Genomic DNA, 12,320 nt, shown 5'->3' on the forward strand with positions numbered 1-12,320 from the left:
TCGCAGGCGAGGTCGCCGGACCCGAGGCCACCCAGGAAACCCTCGTTCATCTGGCTTCCTAGCCAGACGATCCATTTCGTGGAGAAGAATCCAATGGTATCCGCCAGTCAAAGCATGAGCGGCATGAACCTGGGAAAGTTTATCGCCCGCTATGGCATCGTCATCTCGTTCGTCCTGCTGTTCGTCGTGTTGTCGCTGGCATCGCCGAACTTCCTGTCCACCAACAATCTGCTGAACGTGCTGCGGCAGGTCTCCATGAACGGCGTGCTGGCTGTCGGCATGACCTTCGTGATCCTGACCGCCGGCATCGATCTGTCCATCGGCTCGCTCCTGGCGCTGGCCGGTGCGGTGGCGGCCAGTCTGGTCACCGGCGCGGATGCATTCAATCCGCTCGTGGCGGTTGCGGCCGGCATCGCGATGGGCGCGCTTTGCGGTGCCATAAACGGTAGCCTGATCGCCTACTTCAAGGTGCCGGCCTTCGTCGCCACGCTCGGAATGCTGAGCGTGGCGCGCGGCGCGACGCTGCTTTACAGCGGCGGCCGCCCGATTCCAAATCTCAGCCTCGAATTCCGCTGGCTCGGCCAGGGTCTCGTGCTCGGCATACCGGTACCGGTGATCATTTTCGCCATCGTCTTCGCTGTCGCGGCGATCGTCCTCCGCTACTCCATTTACGGAAGGCGGGTCTATGCGGTGGGCGGAAACCCGCGCAGTGCAAAGACGAGCGGCATCAACACCACCGGCATCATCTTTTCGGTCTACATCATCATGGGCGCGTTGGCCGGTCTCGCGGGTGTCATGCTGACGGCCCGCACGACGTCCGCCCTGCCACAGGCGGGCATCGGCTACGAACTGGATGCCATCGCGGCGGTGGTCATTGGCGGAACAAGCCTCACCGGAGGCATCGGCCGCATCGGCTACACGCTGGTGGGCGTGCTGATCATCGGCATGATCAGCAACGGTCTCGATCTGCTGGGGGTGTCCTCATACTACCAGCAGATCATCAAGGGTTCGATCATCGTCCTCGCGGTGCTGATCGACCGCTCCCGAGCCGGGAGAGAGTAACAGGCGCAAGCGGCGCGGCCGCACGCAACATGGAGGAAATGCACATGAGAACGACAAGACGCTTCCTGATGGGAGCAGCGGCCGGCCTTGCCCTTGCAGGCATGGTGTTCGGGGGGAGTTCGGCCGACGCCAAGACGCTGAAAATCGCGGCGATCGTCCAGAGCCTCAATACCGAGTACAATGTTCTGTGGGCCGATGCCGCCAAGGCGCACCCCGCGCTTGCGGACGGCACAGCCACGCTGACGGTTCTCGACGGTCGCCAGGACGTGCTGACACAGTCGAACCTGTTCGACACAGCCATCACCGAAAAATACGACGCGATCATCTTCATCCCCGTCGACATCGACGCCGGCAATGAACCGATCGAGCGCGCGAAGGCAGCCGGCATTCCGGTGTTCGGCTCCAACACGATGGTTTCCAACACCGCACTCTACGATGCCTACATCAATTCCAACGATGTCGAGGCCGGCGAAATGCTGGCCAAGGCCGTGATCGACAAGGCCGGCCCACAGGCCAAGGTCGTGATCCTGGAAGGGATGCTGGGCCAATCGGCCCAGGTGCAACGGCTTGAAGGAATCCAGAAGGTGCTGAAGGAAAATCCTGGAGTGACCATCCTGGAGCAGAACACCGCCAACTGGTCACGCGCCGAGGCCATCACGCTGATGGAGAATTTCCTGACCTCGCATGGCGATGCGATCCAGGGCGTCCTGGCCGAAAACGACGAGATGGCCGTCGGCGCCATCGAGGGCATCCGCAACCACGGCCTGGAGCCCAAGACGGTTCCGGTCGCCGGCGTGGACGGCATCAAGGACGCGCTTGAGGCCGTCAAGCGCGGCGAACAGTCGATGTCCATCCTCCAGGATGCCAACGGACAAGCACAAGGGGCGATCGACCTCGCGCTGCACAAGATCGTCGGCGACAGCTACAAGCCGCGCGCGGCGGTCTGGGACGTCAACGGCGGCAAGCTCGCCTGGAAAGACGGCAAGGACCAGCATTACTACGTGCCGTGGCTGGCGGTGACCTCCGAGAATGTCGACAAGGTGCTTGTCGGCAATTGACGCTCCAACAGGAGGATGCCGCTCGCGGCATCCTCCTTTTCGTCCGGCGCAGCGGGAATTGCTTGCTTCGGACATCAGGCCGTTCATTCTTTTGAGGACTTTGCGTTGCCGGAGGAAAAACAAGCTCGGGTGAAGTATAGGCTGGGAACGAACATGCGGAGTCCGCCATGAACCATGCAACCTTCGCCAGCAGCTCGCCTCGCAGGATCCGCCAGAGCAATTCGGTAGCGACGCTGAACGCGCTCCACCGTTTCGGCCCTTTGAGCCGGGCCGATCTCGCCAGGCATATGGGGGTCAACCGCTCGTCCGCCGGCAATATCGTCCTGGAGTTGGTCGAGGCCGGACTCGTTCGTGAAGTAGCGGAGAACGATGTCACGAATCCGGCGGGCCAGCCCAGGGCCGGAAGGCCGGGCATCCTCGTGGAAATCGTGCCTGAAGCCGTTTTCTTCGCCGGCATAGAGATCGGTGTCGAACATATGACATGCGTCGAGATCGATCTCGCGGGCAAGATCGTTCGCAGCACCATGACGCGCTTCGAAGGACACGACAGCGATCCGGAGGCCGCGGTCCGCATGGCGATCGAACAGGTGTTTCTCGAGATGCGGAAGGATAGCCTGGCGCGATGTCAGGGCATCGGCATCGCGGTGCCCGGACAAATGAACCAGGACGGTTTCATCCACGTCGCACCGATCCTTGGATGGCGCAATGTCGATCTCACAGGCCTTGCCCGCGGGCTTCTTCCGGCCGAGATCCCGGTATGCGCGGAAAATGACGGCAACGCATTCGGCATCGGCATCACCTACAGCCAGCCGGAAGCGGCGAGCGGCGTCACCTTCTTCATGGTCATCGAGAACGGTGTCGGCGGCGGAATCGTGATCGACGGTAAGTTGTTCCGCGGCGGCAATGGCCTGGCCGGCGAAGTCGGCCACCTCAAGACACGGAACCCGGCATACCGGAATCTGGAGCAGGCCATCGGGCGCGACCGCATTCTGTCATCGTATCGCCAGTACAAACCGGACGCCGACTTGGACTTCTTCCTGCGTGACGTCCGCGATCGTGTTCCTCAAGCGGTGCAGCTCGCCGAGGAATGGGCTGTCTTGTTCGCATTTGCAGTCGTGCAGATCTCGCGGCTGATCGACCCTAACCGCATCGTGCTGGGCGGGTCGGTCGCGGAATTGTATCCATTGGTCGCCGCTCGCGTCGATGCACATATCCGCGAGCTCCAGGCCGCGACCTTTCCCATCCCCGAGATCGTTTTCAACGAGAGCGCCATCTATGGAGCTGCCTTCGGAGCCGCTTGCATGATGCATCAGCGCTTCATGTCGCTCGACAACCAGATGCTCAACAAGGACGCGGTTTCCGGTCCAGACGCCTCGGCGTCGTGAAACCGCAAACGACACCACACCCAGGATTGGACGCTTGATGAACGACCTCCCCCAAACGCTTGCACCGGACTCGCTCGGGCCAACCGTGACGATTGGAGAAATCCTGGTGGAGATCGTCGCGAGGCAGACAGGCACCGGCTTCCGGGAACCTATCGACCTCATTGGTCCCTTTCCGAGCGGCGCGCCCGCCATCTTCATCGATCAATGCGCGCGTATGGGCGGAGCGGCCGCGATGGTGGGCGTGGTCGGCGACGACGATTTCGGCGCCGTCAACATGGAGCGCCTGAAGCGGGACGGCGTAGACACTTCCGCCATCGCTGTTTCCGCGGATTATCCGACGGGCAGCGCTTTTGTTCGCTACCGCACGGACGGAAGTCGCGATTTCGTCTACAACATCGCCAAATCCGCCGCCGCTCGACTGGACTGGACCCCGCAGGTAGAGGCGCTGATCGCGCGTTGCGGGCATATCCACATCATGGGAACGGTGTTCGCAAGCCCCGCCGCCTGGGCGATCACCGAACGCGCGATCCCCTTGATCAAGGCGCGCGGCGGCACGATGTCGCTCGATCCGAACCTGCGCAAGGAATTGCTGGCGCACGGCCAGACCGAGGAGAAATTCGCCGGTCTGGTGGACGAAGCGGACCTGCTGCTGCCGTCGGGCAATGAATTGTTCCTGGCCGCCGGCATGGATGGCGAGGAACACGCAATCGAGGCGCTGTTCAAACGAGGGGTCAAGGAGATCGCCGTGAAGCGCGGTGAACGTGGCGCGTCAGCCCGTCAAAACACGGGCGCCAGCGCCGATTGTCCCGGCCTCATCGTCGAGGAAACGGACCCCACCGGCGCCGGCGACTGTTTCGGCGGAGCCTATGTCGCATGCCGGCGGTTGGGCATGCCGCTGCGAACTTCGCTCGAATTCGCCAACGCGGCAGGGGCGCGCAACGTCACACGCCTCGGCCCCATGGAGGGAGCCGGCACGCGGGCCGAGCTGGAAGATTTCATGGCAAGAACGGCGAGAAGAAGTTGATGCGTGTGGCGATCGAAGATTTGCCGACCCGGCACAGGGACGGAAAGAAGATCGGGGTGACCTCGGTGTGCTCGGCGCACCCGTTGGTGCTGACAGCCGCACTGCGCCACGGCCGGGAAACCGGCACCACCGTCCTGGTCGAGGCGACGTGCAACCAGGTCAACCACCTGGGCGGTTATACAGGCATGACGCCGGCTGATTTCGCGGCGATGGTGGAAGCGCTCGCGATAGCCGAGCAGTGCCCGAAAGAGCTGATCGTGCTTGGTGGGGATCATCTCGGCCCCAATCCCTGGAAAGACCGGCCCGCCGACGAGGCGATGGCGCAGGCCGGGACCATGGTCGATGCTTATGTCCGCGCCGGCTTCCGCAAGCTCCACCTCGATGCCTCGATGGGCTGCGCGGGTGAACCGGCGGCGCTCGACGACCATACGGTGGCCGAGCGCGCGGCCAGAATGGCGGGCGTCGCGGAACAGGCGGCAGCGCAGAGCGGCGGGGCAAGCCCGGTCTACATCATCGGCACGGAGGTGCCGCCGCCCGGTGGCGCCGATCACGCTTTGGATGCGATCACCCCGACCAGTCCGGAGGCGGCTAGCCAGACACATGCCATTCACGCCCAGGCATTCCAAACCGCCGGGCTTGAAAGCGCATTTTCCCGCGTCATCGGGCTTGTCGTGCAGCCGGGCGTGGAGTTCGGCAACCAGAATGTGATTTTCTACGATCGGACCAAGGCCAGCGACCTGGCGGCAACCCTGAGCACATTGCCGTCGCTCATTTTCGAAGCTCATTCGACGGACTATCAGGGCGAGAGGCCGCTGCGTGAACTCGTCGAGGACGGTTTCGCCATCCTCAAGGTCGGCCCCGAGCTGACCTTCAAACTGCGCGAGGCGCTGTACGCGCTCGACCTGATCGCTTCCGACCTGGTGCCTGGCTATGGCGAGCGGCCGCTTTACCACGCCATGGAAGAGCTGATGCAAGCCGCCCCCAAGAATTGGGCAAGCCACTATCATGGCAGCGATGCCGACAAACGGACGCTGCGCCACTACTCCTATTCCGATCGCATCCGATATTATTGGGCGACCCCGCAAGCCCGTGCCGCCTGCGACCGGCTCTTCGATACGCTGAACGGCCGCAAGGTGCCGGTGACGCTGTTTCTCCAGCATCTGCCTTCGGCGCTCGCTTGGGCCGACCGAGCCTGCGACGGCGAAGAGATCGCGATCGATCACGTCCAGCGAAGCATCGAGGTCTACGCCCGGGCATGCGGCACCTGAACCCCTCGTCCGGTTCTTCAAGGCCAGAGCGGATGGGCTGGCTGGCGGCAGAAATACTTACAGCGATGGTCCCAATCGTATCGGGCTGCCGTCGCTGAAACGGGATTGACGGAACCTGTGGAGATTGTGCCGGGTCTCGTTGCCCTGGATCAAATCGGACAGGATGCGGCCCATTCCGGGTCCTATGCCGAAGCCGTGGCCACTCATCCCGGTCGCGACAACGAGGCCTGGGATCGCAGCGGCGCGATCGACGATGGGCACGACATCGGGCATCGCATCGATCATGCCCGCCCAGCTCGCCTTGAGCGGTACAGTCGTGAACTGAGGGAAAAGCTCCCTGAACCCGCGGTCGATGGCGCGGAGCGCCGACATTTCGGGAGCCGGATTGAGGACGCGCATCCGTTCGAAAGGGCTTTCTTCATCCGCGTTCCATCTGCGCGGCGTCGACCAGCCGTCCGGGTATCCTCGCGGGGCCGCCGGCAGGTAGCGTGTGCCGAAGGGATTGGCTATCAGGGCGCTGATATATTTGCCCGCATGGCGAAATGCGTCCGGCCCTATATAGAGTTGGCTACTGCCTCCCGATGCGAGCGTATACCCGCCATCCTGTCTGCGCCGGAAAGCGATGCGTTCGTCCGCGGCGGCACCGGCGTGGATTTCCGCCATCGGCGCTGTCGCGGCGACGGTCGCCCTGACGCTGAGCTGCGGAATCGAGATGCCGTGGGCGCGCAGAAAGAGCGACGTCCACGCGCCGGTGGCGACGAGGACGCTCGAGGTCGCGATGAGCCCTTTCTCGGTCCAGACGCCACTGATGCGGCCCCCGGCGATGTCGAGCATACGTGCCGCGCAATTCTCGATGATCGTCACGCCTTCGCGGGCGGCCAGGCGAGCAAGCGCGGGCACCGCGACCCAAGGCTCGGCGCGCATGTCCGATAGGGTGGTCATTGCGCCTTTGAACGGTCCCGACATGGCCGGGATCAGGCTTGCCAACTCACCTTGGTCGAGGAGACGCGTGTCGACGCCATGAGCCTGGGCGATCGTCAGGAATTTCGCGAAACCGGCCATCTCCTTGTCCGTCCGCGCAAGATAGGTGACGCCCGTCTGCTTCAGCCCTATGTCCTCGCCACACTCCTGCGCCAGTTGCCGCCAGAGGCGCTGCGCTTCGATGACGATCGGCAGTTCGTCGGCATCGCGGCCCTGCTGCCGGATCCAGCCCCAATTGCGCGAGGATTGCTCGGCGGCGATGCGGCCCTTTTCCAGCAGCGTCACCGAGACGTTCCGTCGCGCCAGGAAAAGTGCCGTGGTCACGCCAATGACCCCGCCGCCGATGATCACCACGTCCGAGCCCTTCGGCAGGGGCTGTTGGAACTGGATCGGGGTGGCTTCGGTGAAGGGGAAGATTGTCAAAGAGCACTATCCTTCCTGGTATTCCGCGGCGGCATCCGGTCTACGCACCTGGCAGCGATATCGGGGCAGCGATATCCGGCCGCCGTGAAATGTCGATACCACGCGAGGAGATTGATCGTCAGCTACTGCTTGCCGAGAACGACGGCGACAGACCGCGGTTCGGAAGCCCCTCTGGACAATGAGTTCTGAAATCGCCGGCCAAAGGCTGGCGACTGTGCAAGCCGTGCCCCGAGAAACCGTGGCGAATACGAGGTTCCTGATCTCGGATAGCACCGGCGATGCCGAGCACGCTTATTCGCGGCGGCCGGCCCATCTCAGTCCCTTTCAAGGCCTGCTCCTGTCTCGCGAGATGGTCGTCCATGCCTCATCCCACCTTCAGCCCACCGAAGCAGGCATATTTCAGCTCCACATATTCATCGATGCCGTACTTGGAGCCTTCGCGGCCGAAGCCGCTTTCCTTGACGCCTCCAAAGGGGGCAAGCTCGGTGGAGATCAGGCCTTCGTTGATGCCGACCATGCCGAACTGCAATTCTTCCAGGACGTGCCAGATGCGGTTGACGTCACGGGCGTAGAAATAGGCCATCAGACCGTAGCGCGTGTCGTTGGCGAGGCGGATGACTTCCGCTTCGTCCTTGAATCGAAAGACCGGGGCGATTGGACCGAAGGCTTCTTCCTGCGCCAGCCGCATCGGCGCCTGCATTCCGCTCAGCACGGTCGGCTCGAACCAGGTGCCGCCGAGCGCATGCGGCTTGCCGCCAGTCTCGATGCGCGCGCCGCGATCAACGGCGTCGCCGACAAGCTCTGCCACTTTCGCCACGGCTTTCGCGTTGATGAGCGGACCCTGCACCACCTCCGGCGCAGCGCCGTCGCCGACTTTCAGGCTGGCAACCTGCTCGGTCAGCTTTGCCACGAAGGCGTCGTGGATGCCGTCCTGCACATAGATGCGGTTGGTGCAGACGCAGGTCTGGCCGGAATTGCGGAATTTCGAGGCGATGGCACCGGCGACGGCGAGATCGAGGTCGGCGTCGTCGAAGACGATGAACGGCGCATTGCCGCCGAGTTCCAGCGACAGTTTTTTGAGCGTATCGGCGCACTGCCGCATCAGGAGCTTGCCGACGGCTGTCGAGCCGGTGAAGGAGAGTTTTCGGATCACTGGATGCTCGCAGAGCAGGCGCCCGATGCCGGCGGCATCCTTCGAGGGCACGATGTTGAGCACGCCGGCCGGAATGCCGGCCTGCATGGCAAGCTCGCCTATGGCGAGCGCCGTCAGCGGCGTTTCCTCGGAGGGCTTGACGACCATGGTGCAGCCGGCGGCGAGCGCTGCCGCCGCCTTGCGGGTGATCATCGCCAGAGGAAAGTTCCAGGGCGTGATGGCGGCGCAGACGCCGATCGGCTGTTTCAGCACCAGGAAGCGCCGGTCGCGGCCAGCGGATGGGATGACGTCGCCGCAGACGCGCTTGGCCTCCTCGGAAAACCAGTCAACGAAGGACGCTCCGAACGCAACCTCGCCGCGGGCCTCGTAAAGCGGCTTGCCCTGCTCGGCTGTGATCAGCCAGGCAAGGTCTTCCGTGTGGGCGGTGATCAGGTCGAACCAGGCGCGCAGCAGCTTGGCCCGTTCCTTGGCCGGGCGCTGGCGCCAGTCCACGTGGGCGCGCTCGGCCGCAAGGATCGCTCGCTCGACGTCGGCGGCTGCAAGATCGGCGACACGGGCGAGAACCGCGCCCGTCGCCGGATTGCGGACCTCGAAGGTCGCGCCCGAGTCCGCGCCGGCCCAGGCGCCATCGATGAAGGCCTGGTCGTGAAGCAACGCGAGCGTCATTGTCCGCTCCCCACCTTTTCCAGCGCCGCCCGCAGGCTGTCCTTGAGGATGGCAATGCCTTCGTCGAGATGATCGAAGGGTATGGTCAGCGGCGTCAGCACGCGCACGACATTGCCATGCACGCCGCAGGAGAGCAGCAGCAGGCCCTTTTCGGCGGCGGTGTGCGTGATGGCCTTTACCAGTTCCGGCCAAGGCTGGCGCGTCTCGCGGTCACGCACGAATTCGATCGCCACCATGGCGCCAAGGCCGCGCACCTCGCCGATGCAGGAAAACTCGTTGCCCTCTTGCCAGCCCTCGAAGACCGCCTTCAGCCGGCGCCCGACCTCGTTGGCGCGGTCGATCAGCTTCTCTTCCTCGATGATCTCCAGCACCGCGATCGACGCCGCGCAGGATAGCGGATTGCCGGCAAAGGTGGAGCCGACGCCACCCATCGGGATCTTGTCCATGACATCGGCGCGGCCGGTGACGGCGGCGATCGGGAAGCCGCCGCCAAGGCCCTTGGCCATGACGACGATATCGGCGGCGACGCCGGCATGTTCCATCGCGAACAATTTTCCGGTGCGGGCGAAGCCCGTCTGGATCTCGTCGGCGATCAGCAGGATGCCATGCCTGTCGCAGATCTCGCGCAGCGTGCGCAGGAAGGTGACGGGCGCCGGGTAGAAACCGCCCTCGCCCTGCACCGGTTCGACGAAGATGCCGGCGACGCGTGTCGGATCCACTTCGGAGCGGAAGAAGCGGTCGAGCGCGACCAGGGATTCCTGCTCGGAAATGCCGTGATAGGGGATCGGGAACGGCAGGTGGAAGACATCCGGCACCAGCGGACCGAAGCCGGCCTTGTAAGGATTGGTCTTGCCGGTCAGCGTCATCGCCATCAGCGTGCGGCCATGGAAAGCACCGGAGAAGGCGACGAAGGCCGAGCGACCGGTTGCGGCGCGGGCAATCTTGGCGGCGTTCTCCACGGCCTCGGCGCCGGTGGAGACGAGAAAAGTCTTCTTCGGGAAGTCACCCGGCACCAGCTCGTTCAGCTTCTCGCAGACCGTGACATAGTCGATATAGGGCGTGGTCTGGAACGACGTGTGCGTGACCTTGTCGAGCTGCTTGCGCACGCGCTCGACCACCTTCGGATGGCGATGGCCGGTGTTGTTGACGGCGATGCCGGCGGCAAAATCGATGTAGCGCTTGCCTTCGACGTCCCACAGTTCGGCGTTCTCCGCCTTCTCGATATAGACGTCGAGATGTTTCGACAGGCCAGCCGGAATGGCGGCAGCGCGCCGCGCCGTGAAGGCAGCGTTGGTGGACATGGGTATCTCCTTGGACAGTTTGTTATGGCGCGGCGCTTATCGCGGCGCTTGAACTGGTCGGCCCCATCCCTGACGGACGGGGCCGGCGCATCAATGCCTAGACTGCAGCCTTGGCGCGGCGGGCGTCCCGCTCGATCTTCCAGTCGACGCATTCCTGAGAGCAATAGATGCTCCCGTCATGCGTCTTCCTGCGGGCGGAATCCTCGGCCGAGGCGTCGTAGATCAGCACGCCGCAATTGGCGCATTTCGTGTAGCTTTCGATGTAAAGTCCGTTCAGCGAAAACTTCATGGTCTCAGGCCTCCTGATAGCCGTAGTGTTTGTGGGCGGCCGCCTTCGAGACATAGCCCTCGCGGACATCCTCCGCGACAGCCGCCGGATCGCGCTTTGCGGGCTCGCCGTAGCCGCCGCCGCCAGGGGTGACGAGCCGCACGCGATCGCCGCGGCGAATGGAGACGTTGGAGTAGCGGCTGGTCGAGGCCTTGCCATAGGCCTCGCGCATCGTCTGCCAGTCGCTTCGCCCGGACTTCATGACCAGCGTCGCGCCGAGACCGCCTTCCGTGCCCCCATTCAGGCCCCAGGGGGCCAAAAGGTGACGGTCGGTCATCTGCGAGCAGATGATCTCGTCGTTGAGGCACAGCATCTGCTTGGAGTAGCCGACCCCGCCGCGATATTCACCGGCACCGCCGGCATCGACGTTGAAGGCGAGGCTTTCGATGCGCCAGGGGAAGCGCGTCTCGTAGACTTCGACCGGCGTGATGCGGCAATTGCCGTTGATCGAGTCGACGCCGTCATTGCCGTCGGCAAAGGCGCGGCCGCCCCAGCCGACCGCTTCGAGGTCGTAGCAGGCGAAATACTCGCCTGTGTCGGCATCGACGCCGCCGAAGACGAAGTTGCAATGGGTGGCACCCTCCGCCGCCATCACCCGGTTCGGGATCGCCTGAGCCATGGCGCCGAGGATCGTGCCGACAATGCGTGGATGGGTTTCGGTGTTGCCGCCGACTTCCGGCGCGGGGAAGTCCACGTTGACGATGGTGCCGGGCGGCGCCATGACGCGGATCGGCCGGAAGCAGCCGGAATTGCGCGGTATCGTCGGGTCGGTCATGTGCAGCACGGCGTTGTAGGCCGCCGATGTGGCAACGCCGAGCGTGGCGTTGATCGGGCCGGAGGCCTGCGGCGAGGAACCGTGATAGTCGACGATGATCTCGCCGCCGCGCTTATGCACCTCGACGGCGACTGTGTAGGTGCGGTCGGCGTCGATACCGTCGCTCTCGATCGTGTCGGAGAAGGCATAGATGCCGTCCGGGATCGCTTCCAGTTCGGCGCGCATGCGGCGCTCCGAATAGAGCAACAGGTCGTTGACCGTCTCCTTGATCTTCTCCTTGCCGTACTTTTGGTAGATCTGCGCCATCTGCTTTTCGCCGAGGTCGACGGCGGCGATGAGGGCGCGCAGATCGCCATAGTTGACGCGCGGCGTCCGCACATTGGCGAGAAGCAGCTTCCAGACCTCGATATTGTCCTTGCCGCGCTTCTTGATCTTGACCGGCGGGATGCGAAGGCCTTCCTGGAAGATCTCCGTCGCCTCGCCACAGAAGCCGCCGGGCGCCATGCCGCCGACTTCGGCGATATGGCCGATGGCGACGGCAAAGCCCATGATCTCGCCTTCGACGAAGATCGGCTTGAAGAAGGTATGCTCCGGCGTGTGCAGGCCCCCGCGATAGGGGTCGTTGTGCAGGATGACGTCGCCCTCCTCGATCTCGTCGATCGGGATTTCCTTGAGGCAGGATTTGACCAGCAACGGCATGCCGCCGATCTGCGCCGGGCAATAGTCGGCGACGGCGATCATGTCGCCGTTCATGTCGGCAAGCCCGCAGGTGAAGTCGAGCGCCTCGTTGAAGATCGTCGAATAGGACGTCTTCATCAACACGATCCCCATCTCCTTGCAGAGAGAGACCATGCTGGATTCCAGAATGTTCATCGTAACGAAGTCCATGATGGTAC

General features: G+C 63.8%; 10 protein-coding genes. 5 read left to right on the plus strand and 5 right to left on the minus strand.

What is annotated here, in order from left to right; translation table 11 throughout:
• Positions 1–93: 93 nt before the first annotated feature.
• From EN943_RS06285 to EN943_RS06305, 5 genes are all read left to right on the plus strand, one after another.
• A complete protein-coding gene (locus EN943_RS06285) occupies positions 94–1,062 on the plus strand; it encodes an ABC transporter permease (protein ID WP_127411937.1) in 969 nt (322 codons plus the stop codon).
• A 44-nt stretch (positions 1,063–1,106) separates the two neighbouring features.
• A complete protein-coding gene (locus EN943_RS06290) occupies positions 1,107–2,120 on the plus strand; it encodes a substrate-binding domain-containing protein (RefSeq protein WP_127411938.1) in 1,014 nt (337 codons plus the stop codon).
• A gap of 167 nt (positions 2,121–2,287) precedes the next feature.
• Complete coding sequence (locus EN943_RS06295) at positions 2,288–3,505, plus strand: ROK family transcriptional regulator (protein ID WP_127411939.1); 1,218 nt, start codon at positions 2,288–2,290, stop codon at positions 3,503–3,505.
• Between the two features lie 37 nt (positions 3,506–3,542).
• Positions 3,543–4,529: a sugar kinase gene (locus tag EN943_RS06300; protein ID WP_127411940.1), complete on the plus strand. Its 987-nt coding sequence runs from the start codon at positions 3,543–3,545 to the stop codon at positions 4,527–4,529.
• On the plus strand, positions 4,529–5,797 hold the full coding sequence (locus EN943_RS06305; protein WP_127411941.1) for a D-tagatose-bisphosphate aldolase, class II, non-catalytic subunit: 1,269 nt from the start codon (positions 4,529–4,531) through the stop codon (positions 5,795–5,797). Before EN943_RS06300 ends, EN943_RS06305 begins: the two co-directional genes overlap by 1 nt.
• Before the next feature lie 57 nt (positions 5,798–5,854).
• Here EN943_RS06305 and EN943_RS06310 read toward each other — a convergent pair whose 3' ends face one another.
• The 5 genes from EN943_RS06310 to EN943_RS06330 all read right to left on the minus strand — a co-directional run bounded on the left by EN943_RS06310 (position 5,855) and on the right by EN943_RS06330 (position 12,312).
• On the minus strand, positions 5,855–7,201 hold the full coding sequence (locus EN943_RS06310) for an FAD-binding oxidoreductase (RefSeq protein WP_127411942.1): 1,347 nt from the start codon (positions 7,199–7,201) through the stop codon (positions 5,855–5,857).
• Positions 7,202–7,565: 364 nt separating this feature from the next.
• Positions 7,566–9,020 carry an NAD-dependent succinate-semialdehyde dehydrogenase gene (locus EN943_RS06315; protein WP_127411943.1) on the minus strand — a complete coding sequence of 485 codons (1,455 nt, stop codon included), beginning with the start codon at positions 9,018–9,020 and terminating at the stop codon, positions 7,566–7,568.
• On the minus strand, positions 9,017–10,321 hold the full coding sequence (gene gabT / locus EN943_RS06320; protein WP_127411944.1) for a 4-aminobutyrate--2-oxoglutarate transaminase: 1,305 nt from the start codon (positions 10,319–10,321) through the stop codon (positions 9,017–9,019). Before gabT ends, EN943_RS06315 begins: the two co-directional genes overlap by 4 nt.
• Positions 10,322–10,418: 97 nt before the next feature.
• Entirely contained in the window at positions 10,419–10,610 is a 192-nt protein-coding gene (locus EN943_RS06325) for a hypothetical protein (RefSeq protein WP_127411945.1), read from the minus strand.
• A 4-nt stretch (positions 10,611–10,614) separates the two neighbouring features.
• Complete coding sequence (locus tag EN943_RS06330; RefSeq protein WP_127411946.1) at positions 10,615–12,312, minus strand: hydantoinase B/oxoprolinase family protein; 1,698 nt, start codon at positions 12,310–12,312, stop codon at positions 10,615–10,617.
• Positions 12,313–12,320 lie beyond the last annotated feature (8 nt).

The organism is Mesorhizobium sp. M7A.F.Ca.US.006.01.1.1, assembly GCF_003997935.1.
In the GTDB taxonomy this organism is placed as follows: Bacteria; Pseudomonadota; Alphaproteobacteria; order Rhizobiales; family Rhizobiaceae; genus Mesorhizobium.